The 23,288-nt window shown below is 65.9% G+C and carries 23 protein-coding genes and 1 pseudogene; 15 read left to right on the top strand and 9 right to left on the bottom strand.

Annotated features, from left to right (window positions below):
- Positions 1-19: 19 nt before the first annotated feature.
- Positions 20-1,327 (bottom strand): pectin acetylesterase-family hydrolase, encoded by a 1,308-nt coding sequence (locus AC3WR5_RS10820; RefSeq protein WP_492484252.1) that lies wholly within the window; start codon positions 1,325-1,327, stop codon positions 20-22.
- The gene (locus AC3WR5_RS10815) at positions 1,324-2,163 is read right to left on the bottom strand and encodes a hypothetical protein (RefSeq protein WP_492484250.1); all 840 of its coding nucleotides are present in this window, start codon (positions 2,161-2,163) and stop codon (positions 1,324-1,326) included. The genes AC3WR5_RS10820 and AC3WR5_RS10815 overlap by 4 nt, the downstream gene beginning before the upstream one ends.
- A gap of 213 nt (positions 2,164-2,376) precedes the next feature.
- On the opposite strand from AC3WR5_RS10815, the gene AC3WR5_RS10810 reads away from it, so the two are divergent.
- The 10 genes from AC3WR5_RS10810 to ntrC all read left to right on the top strand — a co-directional run bounded on the left by AC3WR5_RS10810 (position 2,377) and on the right by ntrC (position 13,256).
- Positions 2,377-3,189, top strand: a complete 813-nt coding sequence (locus tag AC3WR5_RS10810; protein WP_141286536.1) for a TIGR00266 family protein — start codon at positions 2,377-2,379, stop codon at positions 3,187-3,189.
- A 228-nt stretch (positions 3,190-3,417) separates the two neighbouring features.
- Complete coding sequence (locus AC3WR5_RS10805) at positions 3,418-4,401, top strand: YncE family protein (RefSeq protein ID WP_492484591.1); 984 nt, start codon at positions 3,418-3,420, stop codon at positions 4,399-4,401.
- Positions 4,385-5,203 carry a polysaccharide deacetylase family protein gene (locus AC3WR5_RS10800; RefSeq protein ID WP_492484248.1) on the top strand — a complete coding sequence of 273 codons (819 nt, stop codon included), beginning with the start codon at positions 4,385-4,387 and terminating at the stop codon, positions 5,201-5,203. The genes AC3WR5_RS10805 and AC3WR5_RS10800 overlap by 17 nt, the downstream gene beginning before the upstream one ends.
- Before the next feature lie 8 nt (positions 5,204-5,211).
- Complete coding sequence (locus AC3WR5_RS10795) at positions 5,212-6,240, top strand: sterol desaturase family protein (protein ID WP_492484247.1); 1,029 nt, start codon at positions 5,212-5,214, stop codon at positions 6,238-6,240.
- Positions 6,241-6,296: 56 nt separating this feature from the next.
- Positions 6,297-7,229, top strand: a complete 933-nt coding sequence (locus AC3WR5_RS10790; RefSeq protein WP_492484245.1) for an EI24 domain-containing protein — start codon at positions 6,297-6,299, stop codon at positions 7,227-7,229.
- 29 nt (positions 7,230-7,258) lie between these two features.
- Positions 7,259-8,044, top strand: coding sequence for a competence/damage-inducible protein A (locus AC3WR5_RS10785; RefSeq protein WP_492484243.1), 786 nt, complete (start codon positions 7,259-7,261; stop codon positions 8,042-8,044).
- A 388-nt stretch (positions 8,045-8,432) separates the two neighbouring features.
- Positions 8,433-9,848 carry a type I glutamate--ammonia ligase gene (glnA, locus tag AC3WR5_RS10780; RefSeq protein WP_141286546.1) on the top strand — a complete coding sequence of 472 codons (1,416 nt, stop codon included), beginning with the start codon at positions 8,433-8,435 and terminating at the stop codon, positions 9,846-9,848.
- A 101-nt stretch (positions 9,849-9,949) separates the two neighbouring features.
- The gene (locus AC3WR5_RS10775) at positions 9,950-10,498 is read left to right on the top strand and encodes a hypothetical protein (RefSeq protein WP_231011374.1); all 549 of its coding nucleotides are present in this window, start codon (positions 9,950-9,952) and stop codon (positions 10,496-10,498) included.
- The gene (glnL, locus tag AC3WR5_RS10770) at positions 10,495-11,589 is read left to right on the top strand and encodes a nitrogen regulation protein NR(II) (RefSeq protein WP_259372430.1); all 1,095 of its coding nucleotides are present in this window, start codon (positions 10,495-10,497) and stop codon (positions 11,587-11,589) included. Before AC3WR5_RS10775 ends, glnL begins: the two co-directional genes overlap by 4 nt.
- Positions 11,590-11,690: 101 nt before the next feature.
- Positions 11,691-13,256 carry a nitrogen regulation protein NR(I) gene (gene ntrC, locus AC3WR5_RS10765; protein WP_492484240.1) on the top strand — a complete coding sequence of 522 codons (1,566 nt, stop codon included), beginning with the start codon at positions 11,691-11,693 and terminating at the stop codon, positions 13,254-13,256.
- Between the two features lie 43 nt (positions 13,257-13,299).
- Here the strand turns inward: ntrC and xth are convergent, their stop codons facing one another.
- The gene (gene xth, locus AC3WR5_RS10760) at positions 13,300-14,064 is read right to left on the bottom strand and encodes an exodeoxyribonuclease III (RefSeq protein WP_141286550.1); all 765 of its coding nucleotides are present in this window, start codon (positions 14,062-14,064) and stop codon (positions 13,300-13,302) included.
- Between the two features lie 190 nt (positions 14,065-14,254).
- On the opposite strand from xth, the gene AC3WR5_RS10755 reads away from it, so the two are divergent.
- Complete coding sequence (locus AC3WR5_RS10755; protein ID WP_492484238.1) at positions 14,255-14,536, top strand: hypothetical protein; 282 nt, start codon at positions 14,255-14,257, stop codon at positions 14,534-14,536.
- A gap of 46 nt (positions 14,537-14,582) precedes the next feature.
- Here AC3WR5_RS10755 and AC3WR5_RS10750 read toward each other — a convergent pair whose 3' ends face one another.
- Positions 14,583-15,071: a nuclear transport factor 2 family protein gene (locus tag AC3WR5_RS10750; protein WP_492484236.1), complete on the bottom strand. Its 489-nt coding sequence runs from the start codon at positions 15,069-15,071 to the stop codon at positions 14,583-14,585.
- Positions 15,072-15,247: 176 nt separating this feature from the next.
- Positions 15,248-16,111: an SDR family oxidoreductase gene (locus AC3WR5_RS10745; protein ID WP_492484234.1), complete on the bottom strand. Its 864-nt coding sequence runs from the start codon at positions 16,109-16,111 to the stop codon at positions 15,248-15,250.
- Positions 16,112-16,299: 188 nt separating this feature from the next.
- Here AC3WR5_RS10745 and AC3WR5_RS10740 point away from each other — a divergent pair, with 188 nt between their 5' ends.
- Positions 16,300-16,677 (top strand): winged helix-turn-helix transcriptional regulator, encoded by a 378-nt coding sequence (locus tag AC3WR5_RS10740; RefSeq protein ID WP_492484232.1) that lies wholly within the window; start codon positions 16,300-16,302, stop codon positions 16,675-16,677.
- Between the two features lie 471 nt (positions 16,678-17,148).
- On the opposite strand, the gene AC3WR5_RS10735 is transcribed toward AC3WR5_RS10740, so the two are convergent.
- Positions 17,149-17,748: an NADPH-dependent F420 reductase gene (locus AC3WR5_RS10735; protein WP_492484230.1), complete on the bottom strand. Its 600-nt coding sequence runs from the start codon at positions 17,746-17,748 to the stop codon at positions 17,149-17,151.
- Positions 17,749-17,848: 100 nt separating this feature from the next.
- Here AC3WR5_RS10735 and AC3WR5_RS10730 point away from each other — a divergent pair.
- Both AC3WR5_RS10730 and AC3WR5_RS10725 read left to right on the top strand, forming a co-directional pair.
- A pseudogene (locus AC3WR5_RS10730) lies at positions 17,849-18,204 on the top strand (winged helix-turn-helix transcriptional regulator).
- A 637-nt stretch (positions 18,205-18,841) separates the two neighbouring features.
- The gene (locus tag AC3WR5_RS10725; protein WP_492484228.1) at positions 18,842-20,083 is read left to right on the top strand and encodes a serine hydrolase domain-containing protein; all 1,242 of its coding nucleotides are present in this window, start codon (positions 18,842-18,844) and stop codon (positions 20,081-20,083) included.
- A gap of 270 nt (positions 20,084-20,353) precedes the next feature.
- Here the strand turns inward: AC3WR5_RS10725 and rbp are convergent, their stop codons facing one another.
- The 3 genes from rbp to AC3WR5_RS10710 all read right to left on the bottom strand — a co-directional run bounded on the left by rbp (position 20,354) and on the right by AC3WR5_RS10710 (position 22,311).
- A complete protein-coding gene (rbp, locus tag AC3WR5_RS10720; RefSeq protein ID WP_492484226.1) occupies positions 20,354-20,704 on the bottom strand; it encodes an RNA-binding regulator in 351 nt (116 codons plus the stop codon).
- Positions 20,705-20,806: 102 nt separating this feature from the next.
- Positions 20,807-21,016 (bottom strand): hypothetical protein, encoded by a 210-nt coding sequence (locus AC3WR5_RS10715; protein ID WP_141286991.1) that lies wholly within the window; start codon positions 21,014-21,016, stop codon positions 20,807-20,809.
- Positions 21,017-21,411: 395 nt separating this feature from the next.
- Positions 21,412-22,311, bottom strand: a complete 900-nt coding sequence (locus AC3WR5_RS10710; protein WP_492484224.1) for a LysR family transcriptional regulator — start codon at positions 22,309-22,311, stop codon at positions 21,412-21,414.
- Positions 22,312-22,412: 101 nt separating this feature from the next.
- Between AC3WR5_RS10710 and AC3WR5_RS10705 the strand changes: the two genes are divergently transcribed.
- Positions 22,413-23,282 (top strand): SDR family oxidoreductase, encoded by an 870-nt coding sequence (locus AC3WR5_RS10705; RefSeq protein WP_492484222.1) that lies wholly within the window; start codon positions 22,413-22,415, stop codon positions 23,280-23,282.
- Positions 23,283-23,288 lie beyond the last annotated feature (6 nt).

The following is a 23,288-nucleotide window of genomic DNA, read 5'->3' as shown; positions in this document are numbered from 1 at the left end:
CCGGCCAGCAAAGCGCCGTTCAGGCAAGCAGGTTTTCGAGCCAGTTCAAGAGTTGGATGATCGGGCTCAAGGTCTGCGACAGGTCAGAGACCTGGTCGGTCTCGTAGTTGCGCTGCACCGGGCCGCGGTCCATCAGGTTGTCGAAGAAGGGCAGCACCGAGGCCACGCCCAGCTCTTCGACGCCGGTGCCGGAGAAGTCGACGATGCTCAGGCAGTGGGCGTCGTTGAAGTCGCGGAAGAAGGGCACGTGGTAGTCGACATTGGCCTCTGCCGCCAGCGTGGGCAGCCAGTTGGCCAGGTCTGTGCGCCAGAGCTGGTTGACCAGCTGCTTTTGCACTTCGGGGTCGCTGGCATGCACTTCGGGGTGAAAGTCCAGGTAGCTGAAGCCGGAGAAGACGTTGTCGGTCTCGAAGGCCAGGTAGCCGAAGCGGTCCTGCGGATAGGCCCGCGCCAGGCCGGTGTTCAGGCTGCCCAGGTTGTTGACATCCAGCGCCGGCAGGCGTGCGGCCAGCCGCGGGATCATGCCGCCGGGTTCGTCCAGGCCCCAGGCCGGGCGGATCTTCTGGTGCAGCGGCAGCGAGGGGTATTGGGTGGACGAGGTGGTCGTGGCGCGCGGGGCGTTGAACAGCGGGCCGGAGTCGGCCAGCAGCGTGCTCTTGCCTTTGGGCGCCAGCGTGTCGCGCACGGTCGCATAGTTGACGGTGGAGCCGACGCCGCCGGCCGAGAAGCCGCCAACCAGCAGGTCGTCCGCCCGGCCGAGGTTGCTGCGCAGCCACGAGGCGGCAGCGCGGATGTTGGCCAGGCCGGCGTGGTGCTGCACCCGCGGTGCCGAAGGATCGACATCGTCGTAGACCGAGACCTTGCTGCCGGCGTGCACGTCGCCGGTGCAATACGGCAGGTAGACCATGGTCCAGTCCTGCGTGCGCACTTTCTGGAACGGGTCCAGCCGGGAGGTGAAGGGCGTGACCAAGCCGCCAGCGGCCATGGTCTGCAGCGAGTGCATGTAGTCGGGCGGAATGCCGTCCGGGTTGCTGGCGCTGTACGGGCCCTTGCCTTCGCAGGCGTCCTGGTCCCAGCAGGCGCCGCCACCTTCGAAGGTCAGCGAGACGTTGTGGTTCAGCGGCGTGCGGTTGACGAAGAAGCGGTACGGCGTGCCGTTGCCGCAGGAGGCGCCCGATTCCGGCGGCAACTCCACCATGTCCCAGTTGAAATAGCCGGCATGGGCGGCCGGCAGCACGACCAGCGCCAGCAGGGCGCTGGCGCGTGCCAGCCAGCGGGAAGACAGGCGCCGCCGCACGGGCATGGGCGCAGTGGATGCAGGGTTCACGGTTGGGTTCCTCCGGTGGTGCCGGTGTTTGTGTTGTTGCCGCTGTTGCCGGCATAGACCTGGCCGCGCAGCGTGCGCAGCTGCTGGCTCAGTTGGGCTTCGTTGCGCTGGGCCGCGGGCCTGGCCTGCCAGGCGGCCACTGTGCTGGCCTGGGCCTGCAGGTAGGTGGCGTCGCGCGGGTCGGGCTGGCTGGGCGCTGCGGCGGCCTGCTGGCGGCGCCAGGCGGCCAGGGCCATGGCGCGCGCGGCGGTGTCGGGTTGCAGCTGTTCAAGCAGCGCGGCTTTGAGCGTCTGGGCTTCGCCAGCGCTGACTTCGTTGTTCGCCAGGTGCTGGTCCAGCTCGCCGTCCAGCTGCCTGGCCAGCGCGCGCAGCTCGGTGGCGGGGGCGCCGCTCTGGCGTGCCTCCTGGAAGCGCCGCACGCGCGACTGGTAGCTCAGCAGCTGGCCGATGCGGCGCAGCTCGGCCTCGCGCTGCGGGTGCTGCGCCAGGGCCTGCTGCACCTTGGCCCAGTCTGCCGCGCTGACGCCTTCCGGCGTGCCAGCGCTGGGTGTGACACCAGGGCCGGCTGCGGCCGGCATGGCGGCCTGTATCGATTGCGAACCCGGCGCTGCGGCATCGCCTCCGGCCAGGCGGCCGGTACCGGCTGGGGCATAGGCCGGCTTGCCGGCGTAGGCGAACACGCCCAGTCCGCCCATCACCGCCACGGTCGCCAGCAGCGCCAGCGGCCAGGGCCCGATGCGGCCGGCCTGGGCATGGTTGGGAGCCGGCGTTCCGGGGTGGACGATGGGGAGCTTGGACACAGCAGCGGCGGGCACGGCAGGAGTGGGGCGTGGCATGGGCATCCGGCCAGTGTGGTTGGCGGCTGGCTTGGCAGCCATACCCAGTTGCACGCATGACGCGACGAGGCGCCGCGTCATTGTGCCAACGCAGGTTGCATTGCGTTACCTTGAGGTCCCCTTGAATTGGGGATGCAGCAACACGCGGCCGGCGGGCGCGGGCTTTTGTACCATTCGCCTCTTTGCAGACTTACCTAACGGGGAGTGATCGCCATGGCGATGGATGTGGTGGACTACGAGATCAAGGGCTCGGAGATGCAGTTTGTCGAGGTGGAACTCGACCCAGGCGAGGCGGCGGTCGGCGAAGCCGGCAGCATGATGTACATGGACGCCGGCATCTCGATGGACACGGTGTTCGGCGACGGCAGCAAGTCCAGCGGCGGCCTGTTTGGCAAGCTGCTGGGGGCGGGCAAGCGGCTGGTCACCGGCGAATCGCTGTTCACCACCGTCTACACCAACCAGGTGGACGGCAAGAAGCGCGTAGCCTTCGCCGCGCCTTACCCCGGCAAGATCTTGCCGATGGACCTGCGCCAGCTCGGCGGCATGCTGATCTGCCAGAAGGATGCATTCCTCTGCGCGGCGCGTGGCGTGTCGCTGGGCATCTACTTCCAGCAGAAGCTTTCGGTCGGCTTTTTTGGCGGCGAAGGTTTCATCATGCAGAAGCTCGAGGGCGACGGCCTGGCCTTCGTGCATGCCGGCGGCACCGTGCTGCGGCGTGAACTGCAACCTGGCCAGACGCTGCTGATCGACACCGGCTGCATCGTCGCGATGACGCCGAACGTCAATTTCGAGATCCAGTACGTCGGCAAGATCAAGACCGCGCTGTTCGGCGGCGAAGGCCTGTTCTTCGCCAAAGTGACCGGCCCGGGCACGGTCTGGCTGCAAAGCCTGCCGTTCTCGCGCCTGGCCAGCCGCGTTTTCGCCGCGGCGCCGCAGAACGGCGGCAGCCGCGAGGAGGGCTCGGTCCTGGGCGGCTTTGCCGGTGCGGGCCTGCTGGGTGGCCTGCTGGGCGGCGACGACGACTGAGCCACTGCCACGGCAACGGCGGCAGCGGGCTTGCGCCAACGCAAGCTCGCTGCAGGGAGATGCCGGTTATTCGGGGACCGGCAAGGCAGGGCGGCTAAACTGGCATGTTGCTCCGTTCAGGGTCCTGTTTCAGTGAATTTGTCTGCCGTATTTCCCTTGAAGGCGCGCCGCCTGCCGGCGTTGCAGGCCCTGTTGCTGGCTGTCGGTTGCCTGTCGACCTCGTTGCTGATGGCGGCACCGGAGCCGGCAGCCACGGCCAGTGCCGCCGCTGCGACAGTGCCGCCGCCCGGCCAGCGCCCGATCTTCGTGCTGAACTCGCTGGATGCCAGCGTCAGCGTGCTGGACCCGGTCACCTTCACCGAGCGCGAACGCATTCCGGTCGGCAAGGAGCCTCACCATCTCTACCTCACGCCCGACGACAAGTCGCTGCTGGTGGCCAATGCGCTGAGTGATTCGCTGACCTTCATCGACCCGCTGACCGCCAAGGTGCAGCGTACATTGGGTGGCATTTCGGATCCGTATCAGCTGCGCTTCTCGCCGGACATGAAGTGGTTCGTCACCCTGGCGAACCGGCTGAACCACGTGGACATCTACAAGTGGCAGCCCGAGAACGCCGCCGAGCCGATGAAGCTGGTCAAGCGCGTGCCTACCGGCAAGACGCCCAGCCACCAGTGGATCGACAGCAAGAGCACGACGATTTACGCGACCATGCAGGACAGCGACGAACTGGTCGCGATCGACCTGGCCTCGCAAGCGGTGCGCTGGCGCGTGCCGACCGGCAAGCTGCCGGCCGACGTATACCTCACGGCCGACGACAAGACGCTGTTCGTCGGCCTGACCGGCGACCGCTTCGTCGAGGTCTACGACGTGTCCAATGGCCCGGCGAAGCTGGTCAAGCGCATCCAGACGGGCGAGGGCGCACACGCCTTCCGCGCGATGGGCGACAAGCGCCACATCTTCGTCAGCAACCGCGTGGCCAATACCATCAGCCTGATCGACACGCAGACGATGACGGTGGTGAGCGAACTGCCCGGCCCTGGCGGCCCGGACTGCCTGGACCTGATGGCCGATGGCCGCACTTTGTTGGTCAGTTCACGCTGGGCCCGCAAGATCAGCGTGGTCGACATCATCGACAAGAAGGTCGTGCGCCAGATCCCGGTGGGCCGCTCGCCGCACGGCGTCTGGACGCTGGACCATGTGCCGCGTCAATAAGGAGGTGGTTCGCAAGGCCGGCGCGCTGGCCTTGGCCATGTTGCTGGCGGCGCAGAGCGGTTTGGCTGCCGCGGCGAACTGCGACAAGCCGGTCTACCTGACGCTGGACACCGGCCACATGGGCGTGGCGCCGCTGATCGCCGAGGTGCTGACGCGGGAGCAGGTCAAGGTCACGTTTTTCCTGGCCAACGAAAAGACGCTGGACGGCGGCAGCAGCCTGGACGACCAATGGGCGCCGTGGTGGAAGGCCCGCGCGGCCGAAGGCCACGTGTTTGGCAGCCACACCTTCGACCACGTCTACTGGCGCGCGGACAAGCCCGGTGGCCGCTTCCTGATGAAGCCCTCGGCGGGCCCGCAGAACGGCAAGACGCTGGAGTGGACCGCGGCGGACTATTGCCAGGAACTCAAGCGCAGCGCGACGCGCTTCCACGAGATGACCGGTGCGACGATGGCACCGCTGTTCCGCGCGCCTGGAGGGAAGACCTCGCCAGCGCTGCTGGCTGCTGCCAAGGCCTGTGGCTTCAGCCATGTGCCGTGGTCGGCCGCCGGCTTCCTGGGCGACGAGTTGCCCAGCGACAAGTACCCCAATGCGCAGTTGCTGCAAAAGGCGCTGCGCGACATCCAGCCTGGTGACATCCTGCTCGCGCACCTGGGCATCTGGTCGCGCCAGGATCCTTGGGCGCCTGCGGTGCTGGCGCCGCTGATCACGGGTCTGAAGGCGCGTGGCATGTGTTTCGCCACGCTGCGCGAGCACCCGCAATACCGCAGCCTCTTCAAGGCCGACGAAGCGGTGGCAAAGTAGCGGGCGTCATGCAGGTCTTGTCGTCTGTTTTCGATTGGGTCGCCGATGTCTTCGGCCTGGCCCAGCAGTGGTTGTACGAAGCGGTGGTGCAGCCCCTGCTGTTCTCCATGGGTTGGGGTGCATACCTGGAAGACGCGTTCGACGCGACCGGCTGGCTGTTGGTCGGTCTGATCCAGCTGGTGATCATCGTTGCGCTGATCGGGCCGCTGCAGCGCTGGTGGCCGGGCGAAGCGGCACCAGCCGACCCTGCTCGCCGTGCCGAGCGCCGCCATGCGATCTTCATCGACTTTCTCTACACGCTGCTGCACCGGCTCGGGCTGTTCCGCGTCGGGCTGTTCCTGGCCATCGACCCGCTGTGGGACGCGCTGTTCGGTGGTCTGGCGCTGGCCGGCTACGGCGCCTGGCACCTGGACCAGTGGATCGCGCCATGGTGGCCGGGCCTGACCGACACCGCGCTGGCTGGCTTCGTCGCCTACCTCTTGGTGTTCGACCTGGCCAACTACCTGTTGCACCGGGCGCAGCACCAGTTCGAATGGTGGTGGGCGCTGCACTCGCTGCACCACAGCCAGCGCCACATGACGATGTGGACCGACAGCCGCAACCACCTGCTGGACGACCTGCTGATCGACAGCGCGTTTGTGCTGCTGGCGCGGCTGATCGGCGTGGCGCCGGGGCAGTTCGTTGCGCTGGTCGCTTTGTCGCAGCTGATCGAGAACCTGGCGCATGCCAACACCCGGCTGCATTTCGGCTGGCTGGGCGAGCGGCTGCTGGTCGGCCCGCGCTTCCACAGGCTGCATCACGCCATCGGCGTCGGCCATGAGTCCAAGGGCCAGGGCACCTTGGGTGGGCACAACTTCGCGGTGCTGTTTCCTGTCTGGGACCTGTTGTTCCGCAGCGCGCACTTCGGCGCCGAATGGCCGGCCACCGGCATTCGCGACCAGCTGCCCGAAGCGGGTGGGCGCGACTACGGCCGCGGTTTCTGGCGCCAGCAGTGGCTGGGCCTGCAGCGGCTGTTCTCACGCCGCCAGGCGAGCTGAAAGAACGCCACGGCCCACCCAGGGTTCATGGCCACGCTGCCGTATGCTTGCGCGCCATGAAACTCCTGCTTGATTCGGTCTGGCGCGCGGCGGCCTATCTCTTCATGCCGCGTGTCATTGGCCTGACCCTGCTGCCGCTCGTGGTGGCGGGCGGCCTGACGCTGGTGACCGGCTACTTCTTCTACGAGCCGGCCGTTGACGGCGTGCGCAACTGGCTGGAAACCTGGTCGCTGACCGAGGCAGTGCTGCGCTGGCTGGACCTGCATGCGGGCACCAGCTTCCGGGCCATGATGGCCATCATCATCGTGCTGGCGGTGGCAATTCCGGTGGTCGTCGTGCTGTCGCTGCTGCTGGTTGCGGCCTTCATGACGCCGGCATTGGTGAGCCTGGTGGCCGAGCGGCGTTTCCCTGGCCTGGAGCGCCTGCGTGGCGGCAACTTCTGGCGTGGGCTGGCCGTGTCGCTGGGCGCCACGCTGCTGGCGCTGGTGGCGCTGGTGGCGCTGCTGCTGAGCGCGCCGCTGTGGCTGGTCCCGCCGCTGGCGCTGATCATCCCGCCGTTGATCTGGGGCTGGCTGACCACCAAGGTCATGAGCTTCGACGCGCTGGCCGAACACGCCAGCGAAGCCGAGCGGCTGCGCATTCGCGAGCGCCACCACTGGCCGCTGCTGTTCATCGGCGTGATCACCGGCTACCTGGGCGCTGCACCCACACTGCTGTGGGCCGTCAGCGCCGCCACGCTGATCCTGGCGCCGTTCCTGATCGTCGTGTCGATCTGGCTTTACACGCTGGTGTTCGCGTTTTCCGCGCTCTGGTTCGTGCACTACTGCCTGGGCGCCCTGCGGGACGACCGCCTGATCGTCGCCGGCAATGCCGCCGCCGCGGCCCGCCAGGCGACTGACCTGCGCGAGCTGTCGGTCGACGGGCCCGGTTCCGACTACGACTTCCAGCGCGACGTGCCACCGCAGCCGCCCGTGCTGCCGCCGGCCTGACCCTTCATTCACCTCAACTGCCCCGCACGATGAACTTCGGTCTGATCATCATTGGCGACGAGATCCTCTCCGGCCGCCGCCAGGACAAGCACATGGCCAAGGTCATCGAGCTGCTCGCCGCGCGTGGCCAGCAACTGGCCTGGGCCCGCTACGTGGGCGACGAGCGCTCGCGCATCACCGAAACCCTGCGCGAGGCCATGGCCTCCGGCGAAGTGGTGTTCTCCTGCGGCGGCATCGGCGCCACGCCGGACGACCACACCCGCCAGTGCGCCGCGCTGGCCGCCGGTCGGCCGCTGGTGCTGCATCCCGAGGCCAAGGCGCTGATCGAGGAGCGCATGCGCGACGTGGCCGCGGAGCAGGGCACGACCTGGGAGCCGGACCGGCCGGACAACGTGCACCGGCTCAACATGGGCGTGTTCCCCGAGGGCGCGCGCATCATCCCGAACCCGTACAACAAGATCCCGGGCTTCAGCGTCGGCCATGTGCACTTCGTGCCGGGCTTCCCGGTGATGGCGCATCCGATGATCGAATGGGTGCTGGCGAGCCGGTACGCCGAGCTGGCACCGCTGGCCCATGAAGAGCGCTCGCTGTTCGTCTATGGCGGCATGGAGGCGACACTGACGCCGCTGATGGAAACGCTGGAAACCCAGTTCCCCGGCGTGCGCGTCTTCAGCCTGCCCAGCGTCGATCACCCGCAGCGCGGCAAGCACATCGAGCTGGGCGTGAAGGGCGAGCCGGGCAGCGTCGCGGCAGCCTTCGCGCAGTTGCAACAGGGCTTGGCCGCTTTCGAAGGCTTACGCTTCGACCTGGCCTGAGCCCGATTCGGCGGACGATGCCCTGATTTGGCGGTGCCGCCCTGAGTTGGTTCGGATTCTCACCAGTTTGGTGCAAATGGCGCCTTGCCCTGCCAGGGCGTTGGCGATGCCCGGATTCACGACACCAAATATGGCAGCTTCTGCGCTTTGCACTGCGGCGCGGCCGGGGCTGGCTGTCCCGGCTTGGTGCAAATCAGGTCTGGGCGAGGGCGATTCGCGGCGTCTGGCCACAGGGTCCGCACCCCCTTCGCTCCCCATTTCTGGGCATGGTTTCTGCTACATTCGCCGGCGCCGTGGTGCACCCGTGGGCTGGCTCGAGGGCTGGCCAGTGTCGGGGAATTGCGACCAAGCACCCTGTTGAACAACTCATCCGCCAGGAGCCTTATTGATGGCCAAGACCGTCGCCGATGTGATGAAGCTGGTGAAGGAAAACGAAGTCAAATTCGTGGACTTCCGCTTCACCGATACCCGTGGCAAGGAACAGCACGTGACCGTGCCTGTGTCCGCCTTTGACGAAGACAAGTTCACCTCGGGCCACGCGTTCGACGGTTCCTCCATCGCTGGCTGGAAAGGCATCGAAGCCTCCGACATGCTGCTGATGCCGGACCCGAACACCGCCAACGTCGACCCGTTCTTTGAAGAGCCGACGCTGATCCTGACCTGCGATGTGATCGACCCGCATGACGGCAAGCCCTACGAGCGCGACCCGCGTTCGCTGGCCCGCCGCGCCGAGGCCTACATGAAGTCCTCGGGCCTGGGCGACGTGGCCTACTTCGGTCCCGAACCCGAATTCTTCGTCTTCGACAGCGTGCGCTGGGCGAACGACATGTCCGGCTGCTTCTTCAAGATCGAATCCGAAGAAGCTGCCTGGAACAGCGGCAAGGAATACGAGCACGGCAACAGCGGCTACCGTCCTTCGGTCAAGGGCGGCTACTTCCCCGTGCCCCCGGTCGACTCGGCGCAGGACATGCGCTCGGAAATGTGCCTGCTGCTCGAGCAGATGGGCATTCCGGTCGAAGTGCACCACCACGAAGTGGCGAACGCGGGCCAGATGGAAATCGGCACCAAGTTCAGCTCGCTGGTCGAGCGCGCTGACTGGGTCCAGCTGCAGAAGTACATCATCGTGAACGTCGCCCATGCCTATGGCAAGACCGCGACCTTCATGCCCAAGCCCATCGTTGGCGACAACGGTTCGGGCATGCACGTGCACCAGTCGGTCTGGAAGGACGGCAAGAACCTGTTCGCTGGTGACGGCTATGCAGGCCTGTCGGAATTCGCGCTGTACTACATCGGCGGCATCATCAAGCATGCCCGCGCGCTGAACGCCATCACCAACCCCGGCACGAACTCGTACAAGCGCCTGGTGCCCGGCTTCGAAGCCCCGGTGAAGCTGGCCTATTCGGCCAAGAACCGCTCGGCCTCGATCCGCATTCCGTACGTGGCGAACCCCAAGGGCCGCCGCATCGAAGCACGCTTCCCGGATCCTTCGGCCAACCCGTACCTGGCTTTCAGCGCGCTGCTGATGGCCGGCCTGGACGGCGTGGAAAACAAGATCCACCCGGGCGAAGCCGCCACCAAGGACCTGTACCACCTGCCGCCGGAAGAAGACGCGAAGATCCCGACCGTCTGCCACAGCCTTGACCAGGCGCTGGACTACCTGGACAAGGACCGCGCGTTCCTGACCAAGGGCGGCGTGTTCACCGATGCGTACATCGACGCCTACATCGAATTGAAGATGCAGGAAGTCACGCGTTTCCGCATGGCCACGCACCCGGTCGAATACGACATGTACTACGCCCTGTGATCCTTCACGGATCATTGGTAACGGAAGAGGGACGGCTTGCGCCGTCCCTTTTTTTTCGGTTCACAATGCCGGCCATGCGGTTGTCTGCCCTGTCATTTCCCATGCCTCCAGTCCTCAGTGACATCCGTGCTTCACGCGGTTTGTCCGGCGGTGTCGCCGGTGGTTTTCTTGCCGTTGCCGCGTGCATGGCGCTGCTGGCCGGTGCGGGACAGGCGAAGGCCCAATCACCGTCGGTGTATTACATCTGCCCAGGCAATGTCTTCACCAACACCATCACTTCGAAGGAAGCCGAGCAGCGTGGCTGCAAGGCGCGCGAGGCCCAGCAGCCGACGACGATCGCCGGCCCGAGGGTGAAGGCGCCAGCCGGTCCGGCGACCACCGCTCGTTCCGACGGCGAGCGCGTGGATTCCTCCGAGCAGAAAAGCCGCGACACCGATGCCCGCCGCATCCTCGACGACGAGTTGCGCAAGGAAGAAGCGGCGCTGGAAGCGATGAAGCGCGAGTACAACAACGGCGAGCCCGAGCGCCGCGGCGACGAGCGCAATTTCCAGAAGTACCAGGACCGCGTGTCCGACCTGAAGGCTGCCATCAGCCGCAAGGAAGCCGACGTGGCCGCACTGCGCCGCGAACTCGGCAAGCTGCCGTCGTGAAGCTGCTGCGCCCGCGCGAGTCGGCCGAGGCCAAGGCCTGGGAAACCTTCGACCTGCTGGCCACGATGGTGGCCGTGGTCCAGCCTGACGGGACCTGCCTGTTCGTCAACTCAGTGCTGGAGTCGGTGATCGGCATGTCGCGCAAGGCGCTGCTCAAACGCAGCATGCTGGAGTGGTTCCGCGAACCGGCGGCGCTCAGCGAGGCGATCGATGCGGTCGCCCGCAACGAATTCGCCACCCGCCGCTTCGAAGGTGCGCTGCGCCGCGCGGTGGTCGGTCATCACGAGCCGCTGCCGGTGCACATCATCGTCAGCCAGACCGAGCATTCGCACACCCGCATCCTGGTTGAAATGCTGGAGATCGAGCAGCAGACCAAGCAGGACCGCGAGGAGCGTGCGCTGGGCCAGGCCCAGGTCACCAAGGAACTGATCCGCAACCTGGCGCATGAGATCAAGAACCCGCTGGGTGGCATCCGCGGTGCGGCGCAGCTGCTGGCAATGGACCTGCCGTCGCCCGAGCTGATCGAATACACCCAGGTCATCATCCACGAGGCCGACCGGCTGCAGTTGCTGGTCGACCGGCTGCTGGCGCCGCACCGCAAGCCGCATGTGGTGACGGACGTCAACATCCACGAGGTCTGCGAGCGGGTGCGCTCGCTGGTGCTGGCCGAGCATTCGCGCGGGCTGGAGGTGGTGCGTGACTACGACGCCTCCATCCCCGAGTTCCGCGGCGACCGCGAGCAACTGATCCAGGCCTTGCTGAACATCGTGCACAACGCCAGCCAGGCGCTGGCCGAGCGCATCGACGCCGGTGACGCGCAGATCGTGCTGCGCACCCGCATTGCCCGGCAGGTGACGATTGGCAAGCAGCGCAATCGACTGGCACTGGAATTGCATATCCAGGACAACGGACCGGGCGTCCCCGAAAGCTTGCGAGAACGCATCTTCTTCCCCTTGGTATCGGGGCGGGAGGGCGGCTCAGGGCTAGGGCTGACGCTGGCGCAGACCTTTGTGCAGCAACATCAGGGCATGATCGAATGTGACAGCGAACCGGGACGCACGGTCTTCAAGATCGTGATTCCGTTGCCCTGAAGCGAGGACACCCCCGGGCCGCCAATGGCGGTGGCCCGCGCTGGGGTGGTTCAATTTGGGAGCGGCCTTTCCTTGGCTTTCAAGACCTAACGACCGCTCGAATGAAACCCATCTGGATCGTCGACGACGATCAATCCATCCGCTTCGTCCTCGAGAAGGCCCTGGCCCGCGAGCAGCTGCCGGTGCGCAGCTTTGCCAACCCCCGCGACGTGCTGGCGGCGCTGGCGGATGACGAGCCCCAGGTGCTGGTCAGCGACATCCGCATGCCGGGTGGCTCCGGGCTGGAACTGCTGGCCAAGGTCAAGGAGCGCATGCCCAACCTGCCGGTCATCATCATGACCGCGTACTCCGACCTGGACAGTGCCGTGTCGGCTTTCCAGGGCGGCGCCTTCGAATACCTGCCCAAGCCCTTCGACCTGACCAAGGCGGTGGAGCTGATCCGCCGCGCGGTCGAAGAAAGCCTGCGCGAAGAGGTCAATGACGAGCGCGGCGCACCGGCACCCGAGATCCTCGGCCAGGCGCCGGCGATGCAGGACGTGTTCCGCGCCATCGGCCGCCTGTCGCAGAGCAATGTCACGGTGTTGATCACCGGCGAGTCCGGCTCCGGCAAGGAACTGGTGGCCCGCGCGCTGCACCGCCACAGCCCGCGCGGTGACCTGGGCAGCAACGGCCCGTTCATCGCGATCAACACCGCAGCCATCCCCAAGGACCTGCTGGAGTCCGAGCTGTTCGGCCACGAGCGCGGCGCCTTCACTGGCGCGCAGACGATGCGGCGCGGCCGCTTCGAGCAGGCCGATGGCGGCACGCTGTTCCTGGACGAAATCGGCGACATGCCGTTTGACCTGCAGACCCGGCTGCTGCGTGTGCTGTCCGATGGCCAGTTCTACCGCGTGGGCGGCCACCAGCCGCTGCGCAGCAATGTGCGCGTCATCGCCGCCACCCACCAGAACCTGGAGCAGCGGGTGCGCGAGGGCGGCTTCCGCGAGGACTTGTTCCACCGCCTGAACGTGATCCGCCTGCGCCTGCCGCCGCTGCGCGAGCGCAACGAAGACATCCCGGCGCTGGCCCGTTTCTTCCTGCAGAAGAGCGCCAAGGAACTGGGCGTGGAGCCCAAGCGCATCACCGACGACGCGCTGGAGCGGCTCAAGCTGTTCGAGTTCCCGGGCAACGTGCGCCAGCTGGAAAACGTCTGCCACTGGCTGACCGTGATGGCACCGGCCCAGGTCATCGAGTCCAAGGACCTGCCGCCCGAGTTCCTCGGCCCGGTGCCAGCGGTGTCGGTCAACAGCCTGCACGTCGATCCCGCCGAGACTGCGCGTGCGCTGCCGCAAGGTGGCTATTCGCCGCAGCCGGCGGCAGCGCAGCCCGGCAACCTCGCCGTTCCCACACCTGTGATGGCAGCAGCAGCGGCGCCAGCCGGCGTGGCAGCTGCGCCCAGCAGCAGCGGCGAGGCACCCTGGTTGCAGGACCTCGAAACCGAGGCCAAGCGCCTGCTGGAAGCCGGTTCGCCCGAGGTCTGGGACCTGCTGACCCGTCAGTTCGAAGCACGGCTGATCCGCACTGCGCTGGCCATCACCCGCGGTCGCCGCATCGAGGCGGCGCAAAAGCTGGGCATTGGCCGCAACACCATCACTCGCAAGATCCAGGAACTCGCGCTGGACGATTGATGCGGCCAGGCCTGCAAGCCTCTGGCCGTGGCGCTTGTCGATGTCAGTCGAGGGTGATGACCACCGGTGCGTGGTCGCTGGGTCGCTCGTTCTTGCGCGGCAGCTTGTCGATCACGCAGGCCGTGACCCGCGGCTTCAGCGCCTGGCTGACGAGGATGTGGTCGATGCGCAGGCCCTGATTCTTGCGGAACGCCAGGTTGCGGTAGTCCCACCAGCTCCAGCTCTTGGGCGGTTGCTCGAAGAGCCGGAACGCGTCGACGAAGCCCATTGCGATCAGCGCCTGGAAGTGCGCCCGCTCTTCGGGCGTGCAGTGGATCTGCCCGGCCCAGGCAACCGGGTCATACACGTCGCGGTCCTCCGGCGCGATGTTGAAGTCGCCCATCAGCACCAGTTGCGGGTGCTGGGCCATTTCGTCTGCCAGCCAACGGCGCAGCGCCGTCAGCCAGCCCATCTTGTAGACGAACTTGTCGCTGTCCGGTGCCTGGCCGTTCGGGAAATACGCGCCGACCACGCGCACGCCGTTCACCGTTGCCGCGATCACCCGTGCCTGTTCGTCTTCGAAGCCGAAGATGTTGCGCGCGACATCGGTCGCCGGCTCGCGCGACACCAGCGCCACACCGTTGTAGGTCTTCTGGCCGAACCACTGCGCGTGATAGCCGGCTTCCTTCAGCGCCTCGTGCGGAAACTTGTCGTCCGTCAGTTTCGTTTCCTGCAGCACCACCACATCCGTCTGATGCTGGCCAAGCCAGTCCAGCAACTGCGGCAACCGCACGGCCAGCGAATTCACGTTCCAGGTGGCGAGTTTCATGGTGTACCTAAGTTCATGTTTTTGTTGAGATCCATTTACATGGCTGTGAGTGATACCCCCACTCATACCCCAGAATTTTTCGCTGCGATCCGGCCACTGCCACTACCCAGTTGGTCGAGACCTGTATCACCATCGTACAAGCGTCGGTCCCGCAGAGCTCACGCGGCGACGCCAGCACGACAGTGTGCCGGTGCTCAGCGAGATCGAGAAGCTGCTGCTGGCCAACCTGCACAGCGTGTTGCCCAGGAGCTTGCCGGGACGGGCCTTGCACTACACGGCCGGGCAGTGGCACACGCCCAAGCGCGAAGCCCATGCCGATTGGCGTTCCGCGGCGCACGTTCAGCCCGTGGGCGCTTCGACGAGCTTCTGGACGATCCGCCGAGCGCGCTTGCCGCAGCAAAGCACTTTACGTCGGGGTTGCCGCTGTCGTCGCGCACGCTACGAACCAGCAATCCGGTTGCCGCCCGCCTGAGGTTGGCAGCCTGTGACTGTGGTCGCGCCGACACGGTGCCGTCGGCCTACTGCTTCGTGGCCGGGTCCCAGTGTTCTGCAATCTTGCCGTTCTCGATGCGGAACATGTCAAACCACGTCGTTGTGTACTTCTTCGTCGCGTCCTTCGGATCGGTGCCCTCGCGCGCGAAGGCGAGTACGACCAAGTCTCCTTCGGCTACGACGGCGACCAATGGGGCCTTGATCTTGGGCTCGATCGGCTTGGGCTTGGCGACCTTGCTGAAGAAGTCCACGAATGCTGCTCGTCCGGTGGCGACGTTCGGGTTGTGTTGGACATAGGAATCAGCCATGTATTTCTCGGCCAGTTCCATGTGTCCGCCTTCGAAGACCTCACGCCAGAAGTCGTAGACCAACCGCTTGTTCATGACTGCCTTGGGATCGCTGCCGATCAGCATTTGCTCTTGGTTCGGATTTGCGAGGACCGGAACCTGCGCTCGCAGCGCCGGAGAGGCGGCAAGCAGGAACGCAATGACAAGGGCATGGAAAGTGGTTTGCACGGGAGCTCCGATGTGCGGGCGTTCGAGCCCAACGAATGAAAAAGACTTTCCCGTCCCGAACGCGCCGCGGTGCGGGTGTCGGCAACGCGTGCCTCGATGGCGATGTGAATTGCATCGACTCGTCCGGAAGGGGACGTCAATCTCCATTGACGATGGCGAGAGTGTGATGGCGCCCTTCAGGACGCCTTCAAGGCGGCGGCGATCACCTGTGCCAGCGGCGTCGTCGGCCGGCCGATCAGGCGCGACAGCGCCTTGCCATCGTCGAACAGGGCGCCCTTGGAGGCTTCGAAGTCCCAGCCGGCGATCGCTTCGGCCAACGCTGGCGGCAGCCCGAAGCCGGCCAGCGCGTTCGCGTACTCGGCCGGCGTCAGGTTCCGGTAGGGGATCGAACGCCCGGTTTGGCGCGACAGCTCGGCCGCGAACTCGGCCAGCGTGTACGACGTGTCGCCGGCCAGTTCGTAGGTGCGGCCTTCTTGTCCCGGCGTCGTCAGCACCACGGCCGCAGCCTCTGCGTAGTCGGCGCGCGCGGCCGACGCGATGCGCCCCTCGCCGGCGCTGCCGATGAGCGCGCCACCGGCCAAGGCCCCGGGGATGGCACCGGTGTAGTTCTCGGTGTACCAGCCATTGCGCAACAGGGTGTAGGCGACGCCGCTGGCTTTCAGCATGGCCTCGGTCGCGCGGTGCTCGCTGGCCAGGCTGAGCGTGGAGACATCGGCACGCAGCAGGCTGGTGTAGACGATGCGCCCGACGCCGGCCGCACGTGCTGCGTCGATGACATTGCGGTGCTGCTCTTCGCGCTGGCCGACCTCGCTGGACGAGATCAGCAGCAGCGTCTGCACGCCGGCCAGCGCGCCGGGCAGGGTGTCGGGGCTGGTGTAGTCGGCGGCTCGGGCGGCGATGCCCAGGTCGCCGGCCTTGGCCGGCGTGCGGACCAGGGCGAGCAGCTGCTCGGCGGCAACGCGCTGCTTCAGCGCGGCGACGACGAGGCGGCCCAGTTGACCGGTGGCGCCGGTGATGGCGATGGAGGTGGCGGTGGTCATGGTGAGACGGTGAAGTGAATGACGAGGCGCCACTCTAGAATCAATGATTACTTTTTGAAAGTACGTGCATGGAAGTAAGTGAATCCGCCCATCCGAAGGACCCTGGAGCCCGGCGCCCGAAGGGGGGCCGCACGGCGCGAGGGGACTTGCTCGCCGAGGCCTGCCCGTCGCGCGAAGTGTTGAAGCACATGACCAGCCGCTGGGGACTTTTCGTGCTGATGGTGCTGACCAAGCGCACACACCGCTTCGCTGAACTGAGGCGGGCCATCGGCGGCGTCAGTGAACGCATGCTGGCGCAGACGCTGCAATGGCTGGAACTCGACGGCCTGGTGCTGAGGGTGGCGCACGACGTGGTGCCGCCGCATGTCGAGTACAGCCTGACGCCGCTGGGCCGCGACGCCTCGCGCCAGGTCGTGGGCCTGACGGACTGGATCGAAAGCCACATGCCGCAGATGACGGCGGCGCGCAACCGCCACGCAGCCGCGGCCGCGGCACCGAAACGCGGGCCGGCGGCCGTCGCAGGGCGGGGCCATTCCACGGCGACCCGCGCCGCGGGGACGCGCTGACCACCTGAGAGCCTGCACCCCGGCGCGCAACTTTGGCAACGTGAATCGTGTGCACCGCCGCGTCGCCGCGGCGACTGCCCGCCCACGGGTCTCGATGCGCCGCCTTGTTCGGCCGGGCCCCGACTCGGCCCTAACTGCAGGTGTAGTTCGATGCCATCTTCGCGGCGTTGGGGTCGTTCGCCGGGCCGGCGTAACGCGGGTACTTCGGATACTGGCACAACGGCCAATTCAACCGGGGGAGAGTTTCACAGAAGGCAGCCCGAATTTCGGACCGCGTCCGATGGCTTAGAGTTCGATTTCGGCGGGGCGACCTCTGCGCCAAAGTCAATGAACGGGCGCCGGCGGAGTCTGCTTGTCGCCTCGGTAGATGGCGGCGAAGAAGTTCTTCACGACCTTGACCTTGGTGCTCATCGTGTCTTCTCCGGCAGGCTCGAATCGGATCGTGCTCGACCCGATTCGAGCGTCTTCTCATCACTCGAACTTGACCAGGTCCTTGAAGATCAGGCGACCCCAGCTGTTTCCGCGTGCCTGCACGAGCAGTCCACCTTCGGAAAGCCCGCCAAGCTGGATCGGCGCGAAGCCGAGCTTTTTCGCGAGCTCGCCAATCTCTGCTGCCGCGCCTTCATCATCGCTCGCCAGGAACACGACTCGCTTTCCGCCGTGCACAGCGGGATCCTGGTCGAGGACGGCAGCGCCCAGATGGTTGAAGCCCTTGACCAGTCGGGCACCAGGGAAGGCCTGTGCAACGAACCTGGATGAGGGCTGTCCTCCCAAGGTTTCGGGAGGCACGCCATAGGCATTGCTCACGTCGATGATGGTTCTTCCGTGCCAGTCGGAAAGCGCACCCCCGACATCTGTGTGCGATTCAAACCGCACAGCCAGAAAGACGACGTCCGCCTTGGCGGCCTCCGTTAATGTGGTGGGACTTATCTGCGGTCCGATCGCGGCCGCGTCGGATGCGAAGCTTTCCGGGTTGCGCGTGGTTGCGATGGAGACGGCGATGCCGCTTCGGGCAAACGCCTTGGCCAGTGCCTGGCCGATCCGGCCGAAGCCGATGATTGCGTAGTTCATAAAGATTTCTTTCTTGCCAAGTTCACATGAGGCGGGTGTCGGCCGGCTCGCGCTTCAGGTCGTCGTGACGGCCGTTGTTGTATTTCAAGGTCCTGGCGAGTTGGTCGGCGTCCTGCTCGATGCCGTCGAGCGCGGCGTCATCTCGGGCAAGTGGAAACCGCTGGTCCTGTTCTTCCTTCGCGACGGCCCGAAGCGCTACGGCGAACTGAAGCGACTGGCGAGGGCGTCAGCGACAAGGTGCTCATCCAGTCGCTGAAGGATCTGGAGGCCGATAGGGTGCTGGCGCGGACAAGCTACAACGAAGTACCGCCGCGCGTGGACTATGCGCTGACCCGGCTCGGCCGCAGTCTGGCCGACGCGATCATCCCGCTGTGCACCTGGGGAACCAAGAACGCGGCGGTGATGGCAGGCATCTTCGCGGAGCGCGACAGCCTGGTCCAGCAGGAAGCCGAATGACCAGTTCGAGGTCACTTGTCTGAAGCGGCGAGAGGCAGCAACGGGGCGCTATGCAGAGCTCTCCATGGCGACCCCAGGCGGAAGTTCCTGTGTCAAGTATGGCGCCCGCAAGCGGTCATTCGCCGAACCGTCAGCCACGATGGGGGGCGCCGGAAGACCGGGGACTCTTTTGCCGAAATACTTCCGCCAATCGTGCGTGGCACCGGCAGGCCCGATCTCGGGAATGACAACCGGCCCCAGTTCGCCATTCCCCGCGGGAAGTGGTCGACGTGATGCGCGCAGACGAGAAGCGGATCGATGGTCTCCCAGGGAGTCCCGGGCGGGATCACGTGAATGATGGAATTGGTCACGGGATGCACCGAAGGATGGACAACGACCGAGCGCGTTCAGGCGCCGAGCTCGATCAGGTTCTGCAGAACGAGTGGGCCGCGGAACCGCAGCAGGCTTCCGTTCATCGATCACTTGAGGGCGTCTTGGGCGCCCTATCGGCTCAGGGCCCGCTTCGTCGCAAACCTTCGCCCGGTGCGCGTCGTGGTGGCATCCTGATGCCTGCCATGGGTGCCGCCCAAGTCCGAGTTGAAAGGCTTGCAGGCTTGACCAGGCACTGATCGTGTGATTTTGAGCAAGAGGACATGCAATGGGCGCAGGTAGATCGTGGGCGCTGGCCGTGGCGTCGGTCAGCATGATGTCGGCCGTGGTGCTGGCCGGACAGCCGGCTGCGGCGGCATTGGCCGCGCCACAAGCCTTGCCCGATCCCGGCGCCGCGTTGGCTTCCGGCGAAGCGTTGAAGCGCAGGATCCAGAAGCGGATGGACGACGCCGGGATCGTCGGCGCGGCCGCGGCCCTCATCCTTGATCGGCGGGTGGTGTGGATGCAGGGTTGGGGCTACGCGAATCAAGCCGCGAAAACACCCTTCACGCCCGACACGGTCATCAACGTCGGCTCGATCAGCAAGACCGTGACGGGCGCAGCGCTGATGCAGGTGGTGCAGAGCGGGAAGCTCTCGCTCGATGCCGACATCAACACCTACCTGCCGTTCCGGATCGCCAACCCGTTCTTTCCCGACGCCCCCATCACGCTTCGCCAGCTGGCGACGCACACCTCGGGCATCACGGACCGCTGGGAGGTCTACCGGGATACGTACCACTGGGGCTCGGATGCACCCGAGCCCATGGGCGCCTTCCTCAAGGCCTATCTGGTGCCCGGCGGCAGCCGCTACGCCCGAGAGAACTTTCTGCCGGTCCTGCCCGGGACGCACCGCGAATACTCCAACATCGGGGCGGGCCTGGCGGGCTTCATCGTCGAGCAAGCCATGGGCGAATCGCTGGCTTCGTACACCCAGCGGCAGATCTTTCAGCCACTCGGCATGAGCCGTACGGCCTGGCGGCTGGCGGACGTGCCGGCCGGTTCGCACTCGACCCTCTACGTCGGCCAGTCCGGCCTGAGCATTCCCATCCCGCCGTACGGGCTGACGACCTACGCGGACGGAGGCGTCAGAACCACGGTGAGCGACCTGTCGCGGTTCTTCATCGCCCTGTTGAACGGCGGACAGTACCAACAGGCGCGCATCCTGGACACCAGGACGGTGGAAGAGATGCTCAGGTTCCAGTACACGGACGCCCACAAGCCCGACAACGTGACCTTGAATGAGAAGAACTCGGGCATCTTCTGGTCCACCAAGTTCAACGTCACCCGCATCGGCCACGGTGGGTCGGATCCGGGCGTGCGCGCCGAGATGCTTTCCGACCTGTCTCATGAGACCGCCATCGTCTTCGTGACGAACACCTCCATCGAAGGGACAGAGGCCAAGGTCTATGGCGATCTGCTGAACGACCTCTGGCAACATGCTGAGCTGCTCAGGCGGGAAGGTCAGCCCTGACACGTTGAGAAGCGGGGCAGGGCCCACCTTGAAGCCCATTCGGCTGTGGATGATCGGAGGCAGCCGCACGGCGCCGCGGCCCGTCCGCCGGTCACCCTGGCAGGGGGACTCGGTGGCGTCGGCGTTCTTTGCCCGTGAGCTTCGATGAGCTACCAGTTCTTCGCGCAGTTAGTTGTACAAGAAGGCCGTCACCGTCAAGCGGCCGCGCCGGCGCAACGGGCGAAAAAAAGCCGGCCTCTCGGGGCCGGCTTTGCATGCGCCCGAAGGCGCTCAATAACGACCGCCGCCGTAGCCCCCGTTACCGTAGCCAACGTCGGCGCGCTTGCTGGCGGTAAAGCCGCCTGCGCCATGGCCGCCAGCGCCACCAGTGGCCTCGCGGGGGCGAGCCAGGCTCACCACGATGGAGCGTCCGTCCACCGACATGCCGTGCAGTGCTTCGATGGCGGCTTGTGCCACCTCAGGGGTGGACATCTCCACGAAGCCGAAGCCCTTGGATTTGCCGGTGTCTCGGTCCATCATGACCTTGGCGGACGACACGTCACCAAACTCCGAAAAATTGTTTTTCAGGCTGGCGTCGGTGACGGAGTAAGGCAGGTTGCCCACGTAGATTTTGCTGCTCATGATTGAGCCTTTCTGGATGAGAGTGGCGCAGGTTCAAGTGCGCATTCGCGAAACCCGGTTTCGCAGTTGGGGCCGCTTGTGGGAACGTCTCCCACCAAGCCGTCAGCAGGCCGGTGGCTGGGCCATGCTGGTTTGCAGCCAGCCCTGGGACACGGCAAAGAGCCGGGCCGCATCACGTGAGGCAAACGTCTTGTCAAAACGGAAGACACGGCAGTAGCTGCCGTTGCCTTGCGATCGCTGAACCGAGATCGAGGCGCGAAAGCGGCCGCATTCGGTCGGGTGTGTCGTGGGCGAAACGACGAATTGGCCCATGGAAATGGCAGAAGGGAAAATCTTGATCAATCAAAGCTGCAGGCTCAAACAGCACCGCAGGTAAAACGGCCGCTCGGAGGGCTGCATGCAGCTCGAACGGTCATGACAAGTCGTTGGGGGCGACGTGTGTAGAGGGCGATGGAGGATTTGCTGAGTATCAACAAATTTTCGCCGCTGGAGCTTGAGGCTTTTCGGGAAGCAGGTCAATGACTTTCTGATTTCTTGTGGATGCCACCGAGGTGCTGGTGCGAATGGTGTTCCTGCAGGGGCTGTACCAGCTCTCGGGCGAGCAATGTGCAGCACCCCGTCGAGCCGGCAAAGCGCTGGAAGCTCAGCCGGTCGGGCACTTGGGAGGCACTCGGGGAGGCACTTGGGATGTGTCAACAGGCCGCAGCTCAGTCGATGAAGGCCGCCAGTTCATCTGGCGACCCGGTGGGAAACGACGCTTTCAAGAACTCCAGGAAGGTCGATACACGTGCGCTCAGCAGCCGGCGAGAGGGGTACAAGGCCCACAGTGCAATCTCCGGGCCTTCGACGTCGCCCCAGCGCACCAACTGCCCGCCGGCCAGATCCTTGGTCACCAGAGAGATCGGTACGCACGCCACACCGACGCCCGCGCGAACGGCGTCTCGCACCATGAACAACGAGGCAAGACTCAAAGCGGGTGTCACGGTGATGCGCTTCTTCTTGCCAGACGCGCCGATGTACTCCCAGGAAGCTGCCGCTGCGCCGAAGCCGCCGCCTCGCATGACCGCTGGCACCGTCGCCTGGCCCACAGGCGGCTTGAGTTTCGGACTGGCGACCACGACGAGGCGATCCCTCACGATGATCCGCCCCACCAGCCTCGCATCCGCGTCGGGGTTGACGCGGATCACGAGGTCGTAGCCCTCTTCCACCATGTCCACGGCCCGGTCCTCGGTGGTGACCTCGAGGCGGATCTCGGGATACTGCAGCGCGAACCTGGCCGCGAGCTTCCCCATGGCGGCCTGCGAAAAGAGCAGCGGTGCGCTCACCCGCAAGCTGCCTCGCGGCGTCGCGCCGCCCGACGTGATCGCCGCAGCCGTTTCGTCGATTTCGAGCAGCAGCGCCGAGGTTCTCTCGTACAGGGCGCGCCCCTCTTCGGTGAGTTTCAGCGCCCTCGCGCCCCGCTCGAACAAACGCAGGTTGAGGCCGCTTTCCAGATCTGCCACGCGCCGCGACAGCGTGGCCTTGGGACGACCCGATTCGCGCGCCGCGCGCCCGACGCCCCCGTGTCGGGCGACAAGGTTGAAGTCAGCCAGCGCAAGCAAGTCCATGTGTTCCAGCCATGAGACGAAGTGTCCAAATATAGCGTCTATCGGCCTCCGTGAGGAACGAAGAAGATCTGGTCTCGCTTCAACCAAACACGGAGTTTTTCATGACCATCCTGATCACCGGCGCCTCTGGCGCCATCGGCCGCCAAGTCGTTCAGCAACTCGTGGACCGGGGCGCCGCCGTGCGGGCACTCGTCCGCGACCCGGCCAAGACCCAGTTCCCCGCCGGCGTCGAAGTCGTTCAAGGTGACCTGCTCGACGTCGAGTCGCTGCGCAGAGCCTTGGCCGGGACCTCCACGCTGTTCCTGCTCAACGGCGTCGTCCCCGACGAGTTCACGCAGGCCCTGGTCACGCTCAATCTGGCACGTGACGCCGGCATCGACCGGATCGTCTACCTGTCGGTGATCCACAGCGACAAGTACCTCAACGTGCCCCACTTCGCCGGCAAGTTCGGCGTGGAGCGGATGCTCGAGCAGATGGGCTTCGGTGCCACCATCCTGCGGCCCGCGTACTTCATGCAGAACGACCTCACCATCAAAGACGTCATCACCGGCTACGGCGTGTATCCGATGCCCATCGGCAGCAAGGGTCTGGCCATGATCGACACGCGCGACATCGCGGAAGTCGCGGCTCTCGAACTGCTGCGCCGCGAACAGGCACCGGGGTCGCTGCCACTGAGCCGGATCAACCTGGTCGGCCCGGACGCGCTGACGGGAAGTGACGTCGCTGGCATCTGGTCGGACGTTTTGGGTCGACCGATCAACTACGGTGGCGACGACACCGCGGGCTTCGAGAAGAACCTGCTGAACTTCATGCCGGGCTGGATGGCCTACGACATGCGCCTGATGAGCGAGCGTTTCCTGACCGAAGGCATGAAGCCCGACGCCGGTGACGTCGAACGCCTGGCGACGCTGCTGGGCCGGCCGCTGCGCGCCTACCGCGCTTTCGTTGCCGAGAACTCGGCTTCGGCCTGAACTGCC

The sequence above is a fragment of the Ideonella sp. FW305-24 genome, from assembly GCF_058788035.1.
Note: the sequence above shows the minus strand (reverse complement) of the source record. Positions and strands in the feature narration are given on the sequence as shown.

Excerpts from the sequence above, each read along its gene's own strand:
- AC3WR5_RS10805 (WP_492484591.1), top strand. The coding sequence starts at position 3,418 with ATGGCGGCACCGGAGCCGGCAGCCACGGCCAGTGCCGCCGCTGCGACA.
- glnA (WP_141286546.1), top strand. The coding sequence starts at position 8,433 with ATGGCCAAGACCGTCGCCGATGTGATGAAGCTGGTGAAGGAAAACGAA.
- AC3WR5_RS10715 (WP_141286991.1), bottom strand. The coding sequence starts at position 21,016 with ATGGGCCAATTCGTCGTTTCGCCCACGACACACCCGACCGAATGCGGC.
- AC3WR5_RS10810 (WP_141286536.1), top strand. The coding sequence starts at position 2,377 with ATGGCGATGGATGTGGTGGACTACGAGATCAAGGGCTCGGAGATGCAG.
- AC3WR5_RS10795 (WP_492484247.1), top strand. The coding sequence starts at position 5,212 with ATGCAGGTCTTGTCGTCTGTTTTCGATTGGGTCGCCGATGTCTTCGGC.
- AC3WR5_RS10800 (WP_492484248.1), top strand. The coding sequence starts at position 4,385 with ATGTGCCGCGTCAATAAGGAGGTGGTTCGCAAGGCCGGCGCGCTGGCC.
- ntrC (WP_492484240.1), top strand. The coding sequence starts at position 11,691 with ATGAAACCCATCTGGATCGTCGACGACGATCAATCCATCCGCTTCGTC.
- AC3WR5_RS10725 (WP_492484228.1), top strand. The coding sequence starts at position 18,842 with ATGGGCGCAGGTAGATCGTGGGCGCTGGCCGTGGCGTCGGTCAGCATG.
- AC3WR5_RS10745 (WP_492484234.1), bottom strand. The coding sequence starts at position 16,111 with ATGACCACCGCCACCTCCATCGCCATCACCGGCGCCACCGGTCAACTG.
- AC3WR5_RS10785 (WP_492484243.1), top strand. The coding sequence starts at position 7,259 with ATGAACTTCGGTCTGATCATCATTGGCGACGAGATCCTCTCCGGCCGC.
- AC3WR5_RS10705 (WP_492484222.1), top strand. The coding sequence starts at position 22,413 with ATGACCATCCTGATCACCGGCGCCTCTGGCGCCATCGGCCGCCAAGTC.
- AC3WR5_RS10815 (WP_492484250.1), bottom strand. The coding sequence starts at position 2,163 with ATGCCACGCCCCACTCCTGCCGTGCCCGCCGCTGCTGTGTCCAAGCTC.
- rbp (WP_492484226.1), bottom strand. The coding sequence starts at position 20,704 with ATGAGCAGCAAAATCTACGTGGGCAACCTGCCTTACTCCGTCACCGAC.
- AC3WR5_RS10790 (WP_492484245.1), top strand. The coding sequence starts at position 6,297 with ATGAAACTCCTGCTTGATTCGGTCTGGCGCGCGGCGGCCTATCTCTTC.
- AC3WR5_RS10735 (WP_492484230.1), bottom strand. The coding sequence starts at position 17,748 with ATGAACTACGCAATCATCGGCTTCGGCCGGATCGGCCAGGCACTGGCC.
- AC3WR5_RS10740 (WP_492484232.1), top strand. The coding sequence starts at position 16,300 with ATGACCAGCCGCTGGGGACTTTTCGTGCTGATGGTGCTGACCAAGCGC.
- AC3WR5_RS10775 (WP_231011374.1), top strand. The coding sequence starts at position 9,950 with ATGCCTCCAGTCCTCAGTGACATCCGTGCTTCACGCGGTTTGTCCGGC.
- AC3WR5_RS10710 (WP_492484224.1), bottom strand. The coding sequence starts at position 22,311 with ATGGACTTGCTTGCGCTGGCTGACTTCAACCTTGTCGCCCGACACGGG.
- xth (WP_141286550.1), bottom strand. The coding sequence starts at position 14,064 with ATGAAACTCGCCACCTGGAACGTGAATTCGCTGGCCGTGCGGTTGCCG.